16 protein-coding genes and 2 pseudogenes are annotated in these 18,062 nt (G+C 34.7%); 10 read left to right on the forward strand and 8 right to left on the reverse strand.

The annotated features are described in order from the left end of the window. The coding region (locus tag IC220_RS03120) for a transposase (protein WP_188152690.1) at positions 1 to 177 on the forward strand (177 nt) is incomplete at its 5' end. On the opposite strand, the gene IC220_RS03125 is transcribed toward IC220_RS03120, so the two are convergent. From IC220_RS03125 to IC220_RS03135, 3 genes are all read right to left on the reverse strand, one after another. Continuing rightward, complete coding sequence (locus tag IC220_RS03125; protein ID WP_188153132.1) at positions 108 to 1,019, reverse strand: ankyrin repeat domain-containing protein; 912 nt, start codon at positions 1,017 to 1,019, stop codon at positions 108 to 110. The two genes, IC220_RS03120 and IC220_RS03125, sit on opposite strands and share 70 nt — an antisense overlap. 168 nt (positions 1,020 to 1,187) lie before the next feature. After that, entirely contained in the window at positions 1,188 to 2,252 is a 1,065-nt protein-coding gene (locus IC220_RS03130) for an ankyrin repeat domain-containing protein (protein ID WP_188153133.1), read from the reverse strand. Positions 2,253 to 2,474: 222 nt separating this feature from the next. Further along, positions 2,475 to 3,524 carry an ankyrin repeat domain-containing protein gene (locus IC220_RS03135; protein ID WP_188153144.1) on the reverse strand — a complete coding sequence of 350 codons (1,050 nt, stop codon included), beginning with the start codon at positions 3,522 to 3,524 and terminating at the stop codon, positions 2,475 to 2,477. Positions 3,525 to 3,657: 133 nt separating this feature from the next. Here IC220_RS03135 and IC220_RS08180 point away from each other — a divergent pair. The 3 genes and pseudogenes from IC220_RS08180 to IC220_RS03150 all read left to right on the forward strand — a co-directional run. Next, positions 3,658 to 3,753, forward strand: a pseudogene (locus IC220_RS08180) (PD-(D/E)XK nuclease family transposase); the annotation flags it as partial. A gap of 268 nt (positions 3,754 to 4,021) precedes the next feature. Further along, positions 4,022 to 4,909 carry an ankyrin repeat domain-containing protein gene (locus IC220_RS03145; protein WP_188153134.1) on the forward strand — a complete coding sequence of 296 codons (888 nt, stop codon included), beginning with the start codon at positions 4,022 to 4,024 and terminating at the stop codon, positions 4,907 to 4,909. A 65-nt stretch (positions 4,910 to 4,974) separates the two neighbouring features. Continuing rightward, entirely contained in the window at positions 4,975 to 5,769 is a 795-nt protein-coding gene (locus IC220_RS03150; RefSeq protein WP_188153135.1) for an ankyrin repeat domain-containing protein, read from the forward strand. A 34-nt stretch (positions 5,770 to 5,803) separates the two neighbouring features. Here the strand turns inward: IC220_RS03150 and purN are convergent, their stop codons facing one another. After that, positions 5,804 to 6,364, reverse strand: coding sequence for a phosphoribosylglycinamide formyltransferase (gene purN / locus IC220_RS03155; protein ID WP_369408752.1), 561 nt, complete (start codon positions 6,362 to 6,364; stop codon positions 5,804 to 5,806). A gap of 67 nt (positions 6,365 to 6,431) precedes the next feature. Further along, the gene (locus IC220_RS03160; protein ID WP_188153136.1) at positions 6,432 to 7,706 is read right to left on the reverse strand and encodes an ankyrin repeat domain-containing protein; all 1,275 of its coding nucleotides are present in this window, start codon (positions 7,704 to 7,706) and stop codon (positions 6,432 to 6,434) included. A 207-nt stretch (positions 7,707 to 7,913) separates the two neighbouring features. Between IC220_RS03160 and IC220_RS03165 the strand changes: the two genes are divergently transcribed. Next, on the forward strand, positions 7,914 to 9,092 hold the full coding sequence (locus tag IC220_RS03165; protein WP_188153137.1) for an ankyrin repeat domain-containing protein: 1,179 nt from the start codon (positions 7,914 to 7,916) through the stop codon (positions 9,090 to 9,092). A 68-nt stretch (positions 9,093 to 9,160) separates the two neighbouring features. On the opposite strand, the gene IC220_RS03170 is transcribed toward IC220_RS03165, so the two are convergent. From IC220_RS03170 to IC220_RS03180, 3 genes are all read right to left on the reverse strand, one after another. Next, positions 9,161 to 11,245: a DNA translocase FtsK gene (locus IC220_RS03170; RefSeq protein ID WP_188153138.1), complete on the reverse strand. Its 2,085-nt coding sequence runs from the start codon at positions 11,243 to 11,245 to the stop codon at positions 9,161 to 9,163. Then, complete coding sequence (locus IC220_RS03175; protein ID WP_188153139.1) at positions 11,246 to 11,524, reverse strand: YggT family protein; 279 nt, start codon at positions 11,522 to 11,524, stop codon at positions 11,246 to 11,248. A 67-nt stretch (positions 11,525 to 11,591) separates the two neighbouring features. Next, positions 11,592 to 12,821, reverse strand: a complete 1,230-nt coding sequence (locus IC220_RS03180) for a hypothetical protein (RefSeq protein ID WP_188153140.1) — start codon at positions 12,819 to 12,821, stop codon at positions 11,592 to 11,594. 131 nt (positions 12,822 to 12,952) lie between these two features. On the opposite strand from IC220_RS03180, the gene IC220_RS03185 reads away from it, so the two are divergent. The 5 genes and pseudogenes from IC220_RS03185 to IC220_RS03205 form a co-directional block, all read left to right on the forward strand. Continuing rightward, positions 12,953 to 15,391: a valine--tRNA ligase gene (locus tag IC220_RS03185; RefSeq protein ID WP_188153141.1), complete on the forward strand. Its 2,439-nt coding sequence runs from the start codon at positions 12,953 to 12,955 to the stop codon at positions 15,389 to 15,391. A gap of 68 nt (positions 15,392 to 15,459) precedes the next feature. Further along, positions 15,460 to 16,566, forward strand: coding sequence for a hypothetical protein (locus IC220_RS03190; protein WP_188153142.1), 1,107 nt, complete (start codon positions 15,460 to 15,462; stop codon positions 16,564 to 16,566). A gap of 11 nt (positions 16,567 to 16,577) precedes the next feature. Further along, the gene (gene pyrF / locus IC220_RS03195; protein WP_188153146.1) at positions 16,578 to 17,264 is read left to right on the forward strand and encodes an orotidine-5'-phosphate decarboxylase; all 687 of its coding nucleotides are present in this window, start codon (positions 16,578 to 16,580) and stop codon (positions 17,262 to 17,264) included. Between the two features lie 202 nt (positions 17,265 to 17,466). Beyond that, positions 17,467 to 17,877 carry a transposase gene (locus IC220_RS03200; RefSeq protein ID WP_188153143.1) on the forward strand — a complete coding sequence of 137 codons (411 nt, stop codon included), beginning with the start codon at positions 17,467 to 17,469 and terminating at the stop codon, positions 17,875 to 17,877. Between the two features lie 60 nt (positions 17,878 to 17,937). After that, positions 17,938 to 18,062: pseudogene (locus IC220_RS03205) on the forward strand (IS256 family transposase); the annotation flags it as partial.

Consider the following 18,062-nt stretch of genomic DNA (forward strand, 5'->3'; position numbering starts at 1 on the left):
TCCAATAGAAAAACACCAAGAGAATACGATAAAGAGCTTTATAAAGAGAGAAATCTCATCGAAAGAATGTTCAATAAACTCAAGAATTTTCGTAGGGTTGCTACTCGTTATGATAAATTAGCTATTTCTTTCTTATCTTTTGTCCATATTGCTTCTATATATCTTTGGTTAAAATAAATGTCGACACTACCTAGATATTCATGTATATTATTACGTATACTACTATCAGAACAATAAAGTAATAATTGTTTTTTATCATCTGTTTTTAGAAATTCATGTAGTGATAGATCTTTACCATTTATTGTGCCAATTTTCTCATCTTTCATACTACGTACTTCATTAAATGCTTTCTCTATAAACAGCCCTATATCATCATCCATAGCTGCAACTGCTGGAGTCTCACCACGCCTATCCGTTGATGAAATATCTGCACCGTACATTAAAAGAATCTTTATTGTCTCTTGTGCCTTCTCGTGCGCCCCTGATCGATTTACGGAAGCAAAAGCAGCAGCTTGATGTAGAGGAGTGTCTTTCATACCACTTGTAGTTATAGCATTGACGTTTGCACCTGCTTCTAATAAAGCAAGCACTACCTCTGCGCAACCATATGAAGCAGCAAGATGCAAAGCAGTACGGCCATATTGATCTACAGCATCAACTTTTGCACCTTGTTTTAATAGAAGTTGTACTAAATTTGGATTATTAGCCTCAACAGCGCAATGTAAAGCAGTTTTTCTATGTTCAGTATTAATGTTTTCATCTTCTGCTATTGTTGTGCTATGTTTAATTGTAGCATTAATGTTTGCACCTGCTTTTATAATGGCTTTTATTATATCTATATCTATATCTATTATAGATAGTGCAATAGCTGTAGTTAGAATAGTTTCTCCTCTCAAATCTACAGCATTAATGTCTTTTATATCTTCTTCTAATAGAACGTTTTCTATAGTTAATCCTGGATCAAAAATTATTTTTTTTAGTATTGTGTACCAGTTTATTTCTTGTTGTGCATTAAACATAATTTCTCCTTAAATTATAGTTAATATTTTAATATATTTTATTAAAAAGATCAAGAAATCATATGGATGCAAAGTGAGAAAAAAGTGCAACTCTTATGATTAAAAAAATCAGGCAAGGGGAGGGTGGACTTATTGCAAAATAATGGATATTTAAAATCTGTAGAGTAACTAAGTTCTCTTTCTTGTGGTTGTGAGTATCTCTTCAGCAATTTTTTCTACGTCAGTATCTGTAAAATGCTGAGATATTTCTGGATATATATACTCTACAATTCCTGCAAGTGATGGAACTTTTATGTCTCCGGTAACCTCATCTTGGATGGTATAACCTCCTTTTAAGAAGTTTGTTATGATAGTTTGACAAATGTGTAATTGTATTCCTTTGTGAAGATTTCCTTCTATAGCATCATAATATACAGGACGCTCATCTGTAATAGCATATTCGTCTAGATATTCAAGTATATTATCATATATTTCACAATTAGAATAATAACAAAATAATCGTTTTCTATCGTTTGTTATGTAAAATTCATATAGCGACACATCTTTACCATTTATTGTACCAATTTTCTTATCTTTCATTCTATGCAACTCACTTAGTGCTTTCTCCATAAGCTGCTTTGTATTACCTTTAGCTTGCTCTATTGGAGTATTATCATATTTATTCTTTAACAAAATATCTGCACGTTTCCTTAATAGTACCTCTACTGCCTCTTGATCATCATTGAAAGCAGCTATATGTAAAGCGGTGTCTTTAAGTATGTCGGTAGAATGAAGATTTGCACCTTTTTCTAATAGAAAGTGTAATATATCTGCGCGATTATTAAAAGCAGCGTTATGTAAAGAAGTTTTTTCAGTTATAAAACATGCAGCATTAACGTCTGCACCTTTATTTACTATAGCTTCTATTACGTTTATACCTACCTCTTTTCTTCTTGTAGCTCTAAGTAGAAGAGTTTCTCCTGTTAAATAATCTACACAATCAACATCTTTTATATCTGTTTCTAGCAGAGCCTTTATTATGTTTATAGTGTCTACTCTGTCCTCTTCTTTTACTGCGTTCTTTGTATTGTAATCAATAGCAATGTGCAATAATTCTACGTTACTTAAATGGAAAATTATACCTGGATATTCTTTAAGTACTGCTTCTGTTATTTTATTAATTATATTATCCTTATTTAGTTTTGGATCATAATTTACTTTGTTTAGTATTGTATACCATTGTATGCCACGCATAATTTTTCCTTAAGTTATAGTTAATTAAATTATAATTAATCGTTATTATTTTAATATATTTTATTAAAAAAGTCAAGAAATTATGAAAAATGCAACTTTTATGATTAAAAAAATCAGGCAAGGGGAGGGTGGACTTATTGCAAAATAACGGATATTTAAAATCTATAGAGTAACTAAGTTCTCTTATTTTTTTTAAGAGAACTTAGCTCCTATTTTTTCTTTTTACAACCAACTGCTTGTGGTTGCGCGTGCCTTGTTAGCAACCTCCTCTACGTCAGTATCTGTAAAATGCTGAGATATTTTTGGATATATATGCTCTGCAATTCCTGCAAGTGATGGAACTTGTTTTGGTTCTCCAGTAACCTCATCTTGGACGGTATAACCTCCTTTTAAGAAGTGTGTTATAACAGTTTGACAAGTTATTAATTGTGCTCCTTTGTGAAGATTCTCTCTTATTGCATTATAATACATAGGGCATATATCTTTTAAATTTGTATGTATATGAGTACATATTTCGCTGTTAGAACAATACTGTACTAATTTAGTTCTATTTGCGGTAAAAAAATCATGTAGTGATACATCCTCTTGATTATCTCCTATTGTTCCAATTTTCTCACCTTTCATCCTATTCATTTCACTTTCTGCTACATTCTCCATAAACAGTTTTGTATCACCTATAGCAAAACCTATTGGACTCTTACCTTTTTTATTCTTTAACGAAATATCTGCACCGTACATTAATAGAGTATTTATTGCCTCTATACTATCTAGAAAAACAGCTTTATATAACGCAGTTTCTCCATAGTTATTTTGAAAATTAATATCTGCACCTGCTTTTAATAAAGCACGGATTACTTCTGTGTGATTATACAAAGCAGCTTTATGCAAAGCAGTGTCTCCAGATTCATCTACAACATTAACTACGCCTTTTTTTTGTAATAATAGGATTTCTACTATACTTAAATAACCATTTTCAGCAGCTCGATGTAAAGCAGTTTCTTTACTTCGACCTAGAGCATGAGGATCTGCACCTTTTCCTAATAGAACTTCTACTATATCTAAACGATCATTAAAAGCAGCGCGATGTAAAGCAGTTGTTCCATGTTTAGTTGTAGCATTAATATTTGCACCTGCTTCTATTAGATCATTGATAAGTTTGATATCTATTGCACGACGGTCAGCAGCTCTAAGTATAATAGTTTCTCCTTGTGGATCTTTATCTTCAATGCCTATACCTTTTTCTAATAGAACGTTTGCAGTGCTACGATAAATTGCTTAAAAAACATTATGTAATTTCTTTTCCATAATATTTATTATGTAATTTTTATCCAAACCAACACGGCTTCCTCAGAGGTCTTTAGCAAAAAAACAAGTTGAAAATTTCTGCAAAATGTAGTACAATTGTATGGCTCTTTCGAAGTTTCTTGATCCAAAAAATGACTTTGCCTTCCGTCGCATTTTTGGCTCTGTTAATAACAAGGACATTCTCATTCATTTTATTATGGGTGCGCCAGAACAACAGAGGCGGTACCTAGAGCAATACAAAATAGTCAAGAGAGCATAGCAAAACTTTCTGAGCGCTACCACTGGCTAGTGCTGCTGTATTTGGTGGTATTACCTACGGGATTGCATATATGTGGTCAAAACTTAGTGGCAAAGTAGATGAAGTGGACTGTAAGGCCACCCCTACTACAGAACAACGGCTTTAAGTTGATTAATTTTTAAATATATGTTACTATTAATAATAATATATTTTAATGAGGGTTACAATGACACAATACATAAATATGACCGCAAAGGATCCGAATGAGAAAGGCATAGATAAAAGACTAATAAATACTGTAGAAGAGCTAAAAAAACTCAATAGCAACAAAGATCTAAATGAGAAGAATGTGATTGCATTGATGAGTGAATTTGTACCTCTCATTACGAAATCATCAAATGTGAACTACCAATACAATGGCCCTATAGCTTTTGGCATTTACACCTTTCCTGCACTTTGTACTTTATTACATATAGCAGCCAGATTTAACTATGATAAAATAGCAGATCATCTGATAAAAGCAGGAGCAGATGTTAACTCACGAGATATGATGTTGTGCACTCCTTTACATTATGCTGCCATATACGGAAACAATGTAGAAGTAGCAAAAGTCCTTATTGACAAAAAAGCAGATGTCAATGCAAAGGGCTCTAATGAAAGAACTCCTTTACACTATGCTGCTCAGTATAGTGATGATATAGAAGTAGCAAAAGTTCTCATTGCAAACGGAGGAGATCTTAATGCAAGAGATAAAGATGAAAAAACTCCTTTACAACATGCACTTGAAAAAGACCATCTAAAAGTTGCAGAGCTTCTAATAAGTAAAGGCGCAAATCAATTATGTGTTCCGGCATACATTAATAAAAAATCCCAAGAGAAAGGTACGGCACCTGCTTTCATTGTGGCGGGCATATCAGCTATTGTAATTCAACAAGTCCTTTTTCATAACACTGAATTATCTAAATATGCAATAATTGGAGCAAGTATAGCATCCATGATTTTAGCGGGTGGTGTTGCCTACGGAATCGCATATATGTGGTCAAAATATGAACTGAGTAGCAAATTAAAGGAAGTAAAACATGATAACTCTCATTCACTACAACCAACTAAGTAAACTTTAGTTGATTAATTTTTTAATATATGTTACTATAATAACAATATATTTTAATGAGAGCTACAATGACACAATACATAAATATGACCGCAAAGGATCCGAATGAGAAAGGCATAGATAAAAGACTAATAAATACTGTAGAAAAGCTAAAAATACTCAATAGCAACAAAGATCTAAATGAGAAGAATGTGATTGAATTGATGAGTGAATTTGTACCTCTCATTACGAAATCATCAAATGTGAACTACCAGTACAATGGCCCTATAGCTTTTGGCATTTACACATTTCCTGCATTTTGTACTTTGTTACATATAGCAGCCAGATTTAACTGTCCTAGATTAGTAGATTATCTGACAAAAGCAGGAGCAGATCCTAACTTACAAGATAGATCATTGTGCACTCCTTTACATTATGCTGCTATAAATGGTAATATAGCAGTAGTAGAAGTCCTCACTGACAATAGAGCAGATGTCAATGTACCTAATCAATGGAAAAAAACTCCATTACAATATGCACTTGAAGAAGGCCATCTAAAAATTGCAGAGCTTCTGATAAGGAAAGGCGCAGATCGAAAATGTGTTCCGGCATACATTAATAAAAGATCCCAAGAGAAAGGTAAAGTACCTGCTTTCATTGTGGCAGGCATATCAGCTATTGTAATTCAACAAGTCCTTTTTCATAACACTGAATTATCTAAATATGCAATAATTGGAGCAAGTATAGCATCTATGATTTTAGCGGGTGGTATTGCTTATGGAATCGCATATATGTGGTCAAAACATGTACTTAGTAGTACATTAGATAAAGTAAAAGTAGATGATGGATTCTCAGCTGAGAAATTTAAGTTATATATTGATTAAGATGAGACAACACCTTTTTTAAAACCAGTTTAATCTAGTTTTTTTCTGCTATTAACCTCACTGCTGCTACGTAGCATTTATGTTCTTCAGCTAAAATACGTTCTGAAAGGCTCTGAACATCATCATTTTCCAGAACTGGTACGGAAGATTGCGCAATTATAGCTCCAGCATCAACATCAGGAGTAACATAATGCACTGTACAACCAGCAATTTTTACTCCCGCATTTAGTGCTTGCTCTTGCGCATTTAAACCCTTAAAGGACGGCAGCAAAGAAGGATGAATATTTATGACTTTGTTATTCCATTTGCTTAAAAAATCAGCTTTTAAAATTCTCATAAATCCTGCAAGACAGACTAAATCAACTTCATGTTGCATGAGTATTTTATTAATTTCATCATAATCTAGAGGTTTATCGGCAACAACAAATGTTGGAATTTTTTCACGCTCGGCAAATTTTAGTCCAGCAGCACTACTATTATTTGTAATAACGCATGCAACCTCTGCAGGAAAATCTTCGTTAGATCTATTCTTGCATGCCGCTATCAAAGCTTGCATGTTTGATCCTCTGCCCGAAATTAATATTCCTAGTTTCACTAAAACCTCAAATGATATTAATGAATTACTTTAACATATTTAAGAAAAATTTAAAATAGATAGTTGTTTAGTTTTTTCCTTCCTTAAGATCATATACAGACTCTAATGTTAAACCTTCCATTTTAGTATTATTTTTAGACTCATACATAGCATAAGCAGCTAGCATAGTACAAACAATTGCAAACACCACAACAGTAGTTAATACTCTAAAACAGTCATTGATAACGCCTTTTATCATTGCTCGCTTTTCAATAATTGCAATTAAAGCATCTCTTGCATTTCTATCAGCAATCTGTAGAGCAGTTTTGCCATTTTCATCTTGTGCATTAATATTAGCTCCTTTTTTTATTAGGATGTTGACTATCTCTACTTTATCATTTTTGGCAGCAAGATGTAAAGGAGTTCTGCCATTTTTATCTCTTGCATTGAGATCAACTCTTTTACGTATTAGAGCTTTTATTGTGCCTACATTGCCATTTTCAGCAGCAAGATGCAAAGGTATCCGGTCATCTCTATCTTTTGCCTTAAGATCAGCTCCTCTATCAACCAGAACTTCTATTGTACTTGCGTTGCCGCTTTCGGCAGCAAGATGCAAAGGTATCCTATCATCTTTATCTATTACATTAATATAATCCCCTTTATCCATTAGAATTTCTACTATATCTGCATTGCCATTGCTAGCGGCAAAATGTAAAGGAGTTCTGCCATTTTTATCTCTTGCATTAAGATCAGCTTCTTCCTCTATGAGAATTTTTACTGCACCTATTTTGTTCCTTTCAGCAGCAAGATGTAACGGTGTTTTGCCATCTTGATCTCTTGCATTAAGATCAGCCCCTTTATCTATGAGAACTTTTACTGCACCTATTGTGTCTTTTTCAGCAGCAAGATGTAAAAGAGTTTTGTCATCTTTATCTCTTGCATTAATTTGTATCTCCCCTGCCCTTAAGATACTATCTATCACCTCCTTGTTTATACAGAAAACAGCTGCATATAAAGCATTCCAAGAATACAATTCTCCTTCTGGATGAATCTTGCCCCCTTTTACCTCTAAAGCGCTTGTTAATTTTTCCAGATTATTGTGAGCAGCCAAGCGCAATAATGTCTGTTTGTAAATTTTTTTTTCAGGTGAATCAGAATTATAAACAACACGAAATGGATAATTTACATGAAAGCCATTTTTTTGCCACTTTTCATATACATTCAGATATTCTGTCCTTAATTTTTCTTTTATTTTTTCAATAACGTTAACTTCATTTAAACCTTCACCATTGTTTAAATCCTCACAACCTTCAACGTCATCGTTTACTGCAATTAATATTTCTCTCCACTGTTCATAATCCATTATATAGCCCTCTCACCAAATTATAATAATACCCTAATTGTTATATATATAAAGTCAACTAAAACTTCTTTTGCAACTGATGGCAGACCCAATTCTATCTTAGATTTAGAAAAAGAGATATTAATACAATTTAAACCAGAAAATTATTGACTCTATCATAAAAATATTGTATATTTAGTTAATATATTAATAATAATGGAGTAAATTATGCCAACACAAACAGAGCTTAATAAACAGGAGATACTTTTAAATGCAGGTGCAGATGTTAATAGAATGCACCCTGGTGGATATACACCTCTGCATCGTGCTTTGCAATTAGGATGTTCTCACCCAATTGGAGATTGGAAGGGAGTAACGGAGCTACTTCTAAAGAAAGGCGCAAATCTGAACACTAGAGTAAAGCACATCTATGATCATGAAAGTATAACTTTGTTACACGCCGCAGCTAGAGCAGATGTAAATGCTGAGAGAGTAACATTTTTGTTAGATAAAGGTGCAGATGTAGATGAGTTGGACAACGAAGGCAGAACTGCTTTGCATCACGCTGCACAGAACGGAGAGGTAGAAGTTATAAAAGTTCTTTTAGATAGAGGTGCAGAAATTGATGCTCTCGATAAAGATAATAGAACTCCTTTACATTTTGCTGCAACAGAGCGAAGAACAGGAGCGGTAAAGCTTCTACTCCAAAGAGGTGCAAAACCCAATATAGAAGATCGCTATGGCAGTACACCGTTGTACAGTGCGATAGTAGGCAATGCGGGAATGCCTCTGATGGGTAACCAAGATTTAATAGATGCACTTGTGAAAGCAGCCCCTGAGTGCGTACATTTAAAAAACAAGTATGGAGAAACTCCATTTGAGTTAGCTCGCAGCTGTGCCAATGAATATATATTTGAATATGTTCAAGATGCAGCTAATAAGTTTGGGGTCAAAAATGAAAAACCTCTTGATGCTGCAATGGGAGAAAATCTTCCAAGTATGCAACAACCTAAAGAAAATAAAAAGCCTCTAACTGAAAAAGTGGAAGATCCAAGCGCTAGAGCAGGTTCAACATTTAGAGCACTTGCTAATGTAAAAAATGAAGAAGGACGTACTTCTCTACACATCGCTGCTCAAGAGAATAATGTAGGTATAGTACAATTCTTAATCAATCACGGAGTAGATGCTAATATAAAAGATAATAAAGGACAAATTCCTTTGGATATTGCTCGTGAAAGATGGGGTGATAATATGCCAATAACAAAACTGCTTATTCAACATACAAATCAAGAAGAAAACAGTAAAAAGCCACTTGATGCTGCTTCTGCAAGTATGAAAGAACCTGATACTCAAGTAGATAACACACAAGAGGAACGGCATATCTCAGGCAAGAGAAAGAGTATATAGTATGTGGCGCTAGCGTTTCGATGGCTATCGAAACGCTTCTCACATATTAGACCTGTTGAGAGTATCTATCAGTTGTGCAATATTTCCCTTTTGCCTGCATGATTTGGCGGGCTAACTATTCCTTCTTTTTCCATTCTTTCAACAATATTTGCCGCTCTATTATAACCTATTCTAAGTTGCCGTTGGATATAACTAGTTGAAACTTTTTGATCTCTTTGAATGATAGATACTGCTTGATTGTATAGATCATTTTCTTCGTCTTGCATTTCATCATCTGCGTCTGAAGGAGAATTTTCATCTTCTTTAGTTATTTCTTCCATGTAACTCGGTTCACCTTGTGCTTTAAGATATTCAACCACGCTTTGTACTTCTTCATCACTGACAAATGGACCGTGAACCCGGATGATTTTTCCACCAGAGGCCATATACAGCATGTCACCCATACCAAGTAGCTGCTCAGCACCTTGTTCGCCGAGTATTGTGCGGCTGTCTATCTTAGAAGTAACCGAAAAACTAATTCTAGTTGGAAAATTTGCTTTTATCACACCAGTGATCACATCAACAGATGGGCGTTGAGTTGCCATTATTATATGTATCCCTGCAGCACGGGCCATTTGAGCTAAACGTTGAATAGAGCACTCGATCTCTTTGCCGGCAACAAGCATCAAATCTGCCATTTCATCAACAATTACGACAATATAAGGAAAAGTTTCCATATTCACCACTACCTTCTCAAATATAGGTTTGCCTGTCGTTGAATTAAAACCAATCTGCACCACACGTTCCAGTTCTGTGCCGTTGCCCATTGCTTCTGTGATTTTTTGATTGTAATTTATCATATTACGCACGTTTAAGTATGACATCATGCGGTAGCGGTTCTCCATTTCTTTCACCACCCACTTGAGTGCAATAATAGCTTTTTTTGGTTCTGTCACTACTGGTGCAATTAAGTGCGGTATTGAGTCATATATGGAAAGCTCCAGCATCTTAGGGTCTATCATTATCATCTTGCATTCATCGGGGCTTAGTCTGTACACCAGTGAAAGAATCATGGTATTAATTGCCACTGACTTACCTGATCCTGTGGTACCTGCCACAAGTAAGTGCGGCATTTTTGTTAGATCTGCAATAACGGGTTTGCCGCTTATCTCCTTGCCAAGCGCTATTGGAAGATTTAGTTTTGAATTTTGATATTCAGGTGATTCAAGTAAATCGCGCAACATTACTATCTCCCTTTCCTTATTGGGTAACTCTATTCCCATAGCGTTCTGCCCGCGAATTATTGAGATACGTGCTGAAAGTGCACTCATTGACCGCGCAATATCATCAGCAAGACCTATTACTCTTGCGGACTTTGTTCCCGCTTGTGGCTCAAATTTATATAAAGTTACTACCGGTCCATAGCAGATATTGATAATCTGCCCCTGAATGCCAAAATCATTGAGAACTTTTTCTAAGAGAGCTAAGGTTTGGCTGCCCTCTGCTTCATTTAATTTTCTCTTTTCTACTAGCTCTTGACCTTTGGAAAGCAAGTTAACGCTAGGAAGATTAAAATAGCTGCTAGGTACTTCAGAAATTTTTTCGGAGACTTTTTCAGTAGTTTTTTTCCGCTGTGTGGCGAGACGAATTCTTTTTTCTACCACGATTAAAGGTGCATGTGAGCGAAAAGAAGGTTTCGCAAATCTAAAGACCAGTGATTTTAATAAAAAACCAACTGTTCTCTTCCAGCCGATAAGACCCACTAGACCGATAGATGCCGCTATTGTAAATGCATAAAATGTGTAATTGTTGATTAACGCATCCCCTATTATTCCTCCGTGCCTATATCTTGCAGTTATGTTGAATGAGAATTTAGGCAATGTTACACATACCCCCAAATTAATTGGGATTAAATACAAAATTTTCAACAATATTTGTGCTGGCCTGAAGATTAGTAAATAAACTATAGTGGTAGCGATGGTAACACTAGTTAACCCGAAAAATTGCACTAATATATCAGCTAAATACGCACCTACTATTCCTCCCAAATTTGTCACTTCCACATTTGTTGCGGTGTTTAAGGAAAGGTCTTTATAGTCGTAGCTAAAAATTAATATATACATATATATTAAAAACAACAGATATACTAATGACTTAAAGTATTGCTTTAACATCTACCTAAAGTAGTAAATTATAGTGTATTTTACAAAATGTACCGCTATTAACAATATCATTACAGATAAATCCAACCCATTAAAGGGCGGTATATACCTGCTGATAATCCTCAGTGGTGGATGGGTCAATTGATTTAAGGTGCGTATTACACTACTAACAAATTCATTGTAGATATTCAACATATTGAATCTTATCATCCAATTGAGGATAATCCAGCATATCAAGACAAGGCTATAGAGATCAAGCATAGAGATGATCAAGTATATTAATGGATGCATAACTTAACTTTTTGTTATGTTTGTACTATATGAATGGTTAAAAATCAAGTGTTTCTTATATAATAGACTAACGTGCCCTCCCCTGCACAGCTTGTTCAATATGTGCATGTTTAACTTGTGTGTCAAGATTTTCTGCTTGTGTATGTTGCTGGTCAGGATTTTCTGCTGCCTGTTGTTGACCATTAAGCTCAGCATTAGTTTGCTTCTGTGACTCGTTAAGAATTGTACCATTCATAAAAACATCTCTAAGATGAAAATTTGTCACCTTTTCTCCATTTGTTCCCTTTGGTGCAGTCATTACTGCATCTAATATGCTATTAACCCATGACATAATAAACCCTTTTGAAAAAGGTATTGCTAAGATGCGTCGTAGAGTAGGCTTCTCCTTTTTCAAATCTTCCATAATATCTGGAACAGCAGCTTGTTTGAATACAAAATTTAAAGTTTGTTTTCCTTGTTCTTCTGATAATTCTATTTCGAAAGTAGGAAACAGGGTGGGAGTTATCCTAGTCGACTTTTCTGCCTCACTTGCTTTTATGTGGCTCCAAGCACGACTAACACCCCACCCTAAATTTGTTGGTTCCAGATTTATATTGTCTGATTGGTTTATAAGTATTACAACATCAGGCATACGTATTACACCATTTTTGTCTCTATATTGAAAAAGATCACGGGTTGACATTTGCGTTCTGTTTTTGAAAAAAAATGGCATAAATAGCCGTATGTTACTAGATTCAGCGCTAACTTGTCCAAAATTTACTACGCATTTGCCGTCTATGAATTGAAGATCTGTAAGTTTATTTAACATTCCACTGTTCAAAATAACACCTGATGCAGGTGTTATTTCAAGGCCATATAGAGCAACTGCAAAAGTCTTTTCATGGTCGGTGATTGTATCCACTTCTTGTAAGTCTTTATTAGCACTATAAAACTTATCACCTGCATATATTACCTGTGCATTCACATTTTCCTCTATATTTTCAACAGCATCATACCATACAATCTGTTCATCATCATCTTCATTTTGCTTTGGATCTTCTAAATTATCTGACAGAGTTTCAACAGCATCATAGAATACCTCTTCATCTAATTCTGATACAATATTATCCCTTTTATTTTCTAAATTAATTACCTGTGTTTCTTTTCCCTTGCTCTTTGTATGATCGTTAGCAGAGGTATCCGGCGGCACATTATTCTTGTTGCTGAGTGAAAATAAGCTTTTTACTTTTGCTATTAAGTCAGTCCATGCTAACCTAACTCTATTCAGTAAAATTTTTAAACCTCTTATTTTCATCATGTTCCTTACTATTAATACCTTAACTATTTTTTGTTGTATCAGAACATATTAAATATTTCAATATAATGTATATTAAAATTGCTGCATTTACTTAATTGTGTTAACTTAAACTTAAAACTGAGTAAACACACATGTTAGAAGAAAAATATAACTTTAAAGAAATTGAAAATAAATATAACACGTTATGGGAAGGAAGTAAAGTTTATAAATGGAGTGGTGTCAAAAACAACACTTTTACTATCGACACTCCACCACCAACGATATCAGGAAAACTGCATATAGGTCATATATTTAGTTACTGCCACACAGATTTCATTGCAAGATTTCAGCGGATGTTAGGCAAAGATGTTTTTTATCCAATTGGTTTTGATGATAATGGCCTTCCCACTGAGAGACTAGTTGAGCAAACCTATAAAATCCGCGCTAAAGAAGTTGGTAGAGAAGAATTTGTCAAGATGTGCCATGAGGTAATCAATAATTCAAAACAAGAATTCAAGGAGTTGTTTAAATCTGTCGGCATCAGTTATGATTGGAATTTAGAATATCACACGATCAGTGAAGAAACCATCACACTTTCCCAGATGTCATTTATCGATTTATACAACAAGGGACAAGTCTACAGAAAAATGCAGCCGATCCTTTGGGATCCTGTCGATAGAACTGCAATCGCGCAAGCTGAAATAGAAGATAAGGTTTTTGAATCTTCGCTAAATACGATATCTTTTTCCCTTGAAGAAAATGAAAAATCTCTTATTCAGATAGCAACTACTCGCCCTGAACTACTACCTGCCTGTGTTGCAGTTTTTTGCCACCCAGAAGATGCTCGTTACGCTCATCTCATTGGCAAAAGAGCTATAGTGCCAATCACGCAGGAAAAAGTGCCAATAATCGCTGACGATAAAGTGAAAATAGATAAAGGCACAGGGCTGGTGATGTGTTGTACATTTGGTGATGAACTTGATATGTACTGGCATGCAAAACATAACTTACCAACAAAGATCATTATTGACCAGGAAGGAAAGATCACAAAAAGTACGTTAAATGAAATTGATGGCTTAAAAATTGCCGCAGCAAGAAAAAAAATTATTGAAATTCTCACTGAGCAAGGGCTACTGATCGAAAGTGTCAGTATTTCTCACTCGGTTAAATGCGCAGAAAGATCAGGTGCGCCGCTTGAAATATTGCCCACTTATCAGTGGTTTATTAAAACTCTCGATCAAAAAGAGCAAATACTAGAAAAAGTACGGCAATGTAACTGGCGCCCGGAGTCTATGCGTAAACGTATGGAAGTATGGATAGAGGGATTAAATTGGGATTGGTGCATCTCAAGACAGCGCTATTTTGGCGTACCGTTTCCAGTGTGGTACTCAAAACGTGAGGGCGAAGAAGGTAAAATTATTCTGCCTAAAATAAAAGATTTGCCTATAGATCCACTAAATAGCTTGCCTGAAGGATACAGCCAAGAAGAAGTCATTGCCGATCAGGATGTCATGGACACTTGGGCAACAAGTGCTATCACTCCACAGCTAAATGCATTGGCGATAAATAATGAGTTTAGTTTGCCAAATCACCGCTATGATACGATTTTTCCTGCAGATTTGCGCAGTCAGAGTCATGAAATAATCAGAACTTGGGCTTTTTATACGATCTTAAAAGCACACTACCATGCAGACTCTTTGCCGTGGAAAAATATCATGATTAGTGGCTGGTGCTTAGCTGATGATAAGAAAAAAATGAGCAAGTCAAAGGGTAATATAATCACGCCAAAATCGATACTTGATACATATAGTGCAGATGTGGTGCGTTATTGGGCGGCAAATTCACGACTTGGAGTTGATACAGTCTTCTCTGAAAATATTTTTAAAATCGGCAAGCGTTTAGTGACAAAGCTCTGGAATGCAAGTAAATTTGTTTCTACGTTTATGGAAAAGCATCAAGCACTGGAGCTTGATTCAGTCAATGAAACAATGGATCTGTGGATATTATCTAAGCTGGATAAAATTAGCAAAAGAGTGACGAATAATCTGTCACAGTTTGAATACTGTGAAGCTTTAAGTGTCATGGAAGAATTCTTCTGGAGAGATTTCTGTGATAATTACCTAGAATTAGTAAAGAAACGTGCATATGGAGAAACAGTGAGCACTGCAGCAAACCTTAGTGCAAAGCAGAGTTTAGCCTATGTATTAAACACTATTTTACGGCTGTTCGCACCTTTTTTACCGTATGTTACGGAGGAAATATATCATCAGCTATATAGTTATGATTCTATCCATAATAGAGGCAATTGGCCGAATGAACTCACTCATGATAAATATTCAGGAAAAGAAGGAGATAATTGCATACAGATATTAAATATTGTGAGGAAGATAAAAGCAGAGAATAGTGTTTCAGTAAAGCATGCGATAAAGCAATTAATGATAAAAGCAAATTCTCAAGAAGATAAATTGAGTCAATCTGCACAAAATGACTTACAAGCAGTCTGCAATGCAGAAGTACTAGAATGGAGTGAAGACATACAATCTGGACTTGAAACTGAAAATGGAAAGTTTATAGTGAGCATAAATTTATAGAAGTACTGGCTTTTATCACTTGATTTTTCTTGCGAAAATAAGCACAATTTTAATTGTGAGAAAGCTATATGATAAATTTATACAACAAAACTAACGCTATCTATTTTATCGCTGGTACCTTTGCATTGCTTACATGTGCAGCTATATCCTACTATGCAGGATTCTTGTCTTTAGCAAAGTTCTTGATCCTGAGTTCATTTGTACTTTCTGCTTTAGTGATCATACTTTCATATAAAGTCATTAATATGGATGAAGAAATGAAGGCTCCACTTACAATTAAAGAAAAGCAAGTACTGAAAAATAAGATAACGGAATTGAATCAGAAAATAACTCAATTAGAAAGTGAAAAAGATGTTCTCTCTGAAAAAAAAGATCTTTTAGAACAAGAATTACAAGATAAGGTGGATTTTGCAAATGTACTGTGTGAAATGATAGAAAATGTAGAAAAAGAAAAAGGTATGCTTGCAACACAGAAAAGTGAATTACATTACCAAGCCTTCTCTTTAGACAGAAAGTTGAAGGAAAAAGCAGATGATTCCGTTAAAAATACAAAACTTATAGCGAAATTGAACAAGGAAGTAAGCGACTACAAGGCAGAAAAAGAAGAATGGTGTAAAGAGAAAAGGGAGTGGCTTAACAAAAGACAAGATTTAGAACGCAAGATAAAAAACCTATGTGATGAAAATAGTGCTTTAGAAGAAAAAATATTTAATATTAACAGTAAATTACTGAAAAAAAAGCAAAAGTTAGACGACGCAAAAAAACAATTGGCTAATGTTAATGTTGAAATTAATGATAGTTCTTGCGAGCTAAGGAAGATAAATGAAGAGAATGATACTAGGTATAAGAAACATAGAAATGAGCTTTTGTATGAAATAAGAAAAATTCAAGAGGAATTAGATGAAGTAAAAGAGCATAAAGTGCGTCAGATGGAAGATTGTAAACAAAAAATAACAACATTCTTAATACATGCGGTAGGAGAATTTATGAATAATCAAATGGCTGGAAGTTACAGTAAAGGAGAAATATCAGAAGTAGTGCACATGATAGAATTACATCTCACAGAAAAAATTTCTACATATTCCCCATATGAAGGAAGTAGTTCTCCAACTAATGATATGGAAGAAATATCATTTACACAGGGCCTTCCTGTTTTACCCCAAAAAAGAGGCTGATTATGTCTGTAGTGAATCCTATAATATGCGCAATAGATGCAAACGATCTCAATAAGGCTATATCTTTAGCTCATGCTCTACATGGTAAAGTAGGCATGATAAAGCTAGGGTTAGAATTTTTTGCTGCTCATGGTCTTTTGGGGGTAAGAGAAATTGCAAAATGCTATATTCCAATTTTTTTAGACATAAAATTACATGATATTCCCAACACTGTAGCTAGAACGGTTGCAGTAATAAAAGATCTTAATATTGCAATGTTAACATTACACATCACTGGTGGCGCAAAAATGCTCAAAGAAGCACTAAATGCAGCACAAGGGACAAAGATGAAATTGATTGGGGTGACCATACTAACCAGTATGGATAATAAGGATTTGTATGAATGTGGGATAGAAAAAGAAGTGGCATCACAAGTGGTTCTACTTGCAAAGCTTGCAAAAAAATCTGGTTTACAAGGAATAGTTTGCTCTGCATTAGAAGCACAAGAAGTCCGTCAAGAATGTGGTAAGGATTTTAATATTATCACTCCAGGAATTCGCATAAATTCTAGTAACAATGATCAAAAGAGAATAACAGCACCAAGAGAAGCAATTGCTTTAGGGGCTGATTATCTTGTAATTGGTAGGCCTATCACAGAAAGTGCCAATCCGGCAGAAACTGCAAAGTTGATACTAGAGTCATTAAAAAGAGATCATTAGACCTCTTTCAAGCCAGAGCATTAATAAATATTGAATATTTCTCAAAAATGACATATAATATTAGTAATTTTAGGCTTCTTGATTATGGCTCTTTCAAAGTTTCTAGGCTCTGTGAACAAAATTATTCTGTGAGAAAAAAAAGGTAGAAGAAATAAGGAAAAAGCGGTAGTTTAACCGTGAATAAATAAGGAGAAACTACCAAATGAAATATTACATACAAGAAACAAAATGGAAACAAATTTTTGCAAATTTGAAAAGCGTAAAAGGAATACACAGTAAAGATGAAGACCGATTAAGAAAATTTATGGAAGCAATATGGTATATAGTACGAAGTGGCTGCCAGTGGCAACTTTTACCAGAAATATATGGCAATTATAGGAGCGTACACAAGAGATTCAAAAAGTGGTGTGAAAGGGGAATTTGGGAGCTGAAGCATTATGTTTCAAACTCTACTTTAGTGGCGGATAAGGGTTACGATAGCAATGCGTTCGTTGCCAGTCTTGAGAGCAAGGGATGTGAGGTTGTAATTCCGCCAAAAAGAAATAGAAAAGTGCAGAGATACTACGATGAGCATATTTATAAAGAGCGGGAGTGTTTTTTTGGGGAGTGTTAAATAAACTGTGTCAAACCGAAAAATGATATATTAATGATATAAAAAATGGAGGTTTAACAAATGAAAGAAAAAAGAGCAAACAACTATGTTGGATTAGTAAACTATCAAGAATTAGAGACAAATATCCTGTCATCTATAAGAGAAGGTAAACCACTAACCGGAAGAGAAGGAGCACTGACACCTTT

Origin of the sequence: Wolbachia endosymbiont of Pentalonia nigronervosa, from assembly GCF_014534705.1 — a bacterium.
Lineage (GTDB): Bacteria > Pseudomonadota > Alphaproteobacteria > Rickettsiales > Anaplasmataceae > Wolbachia.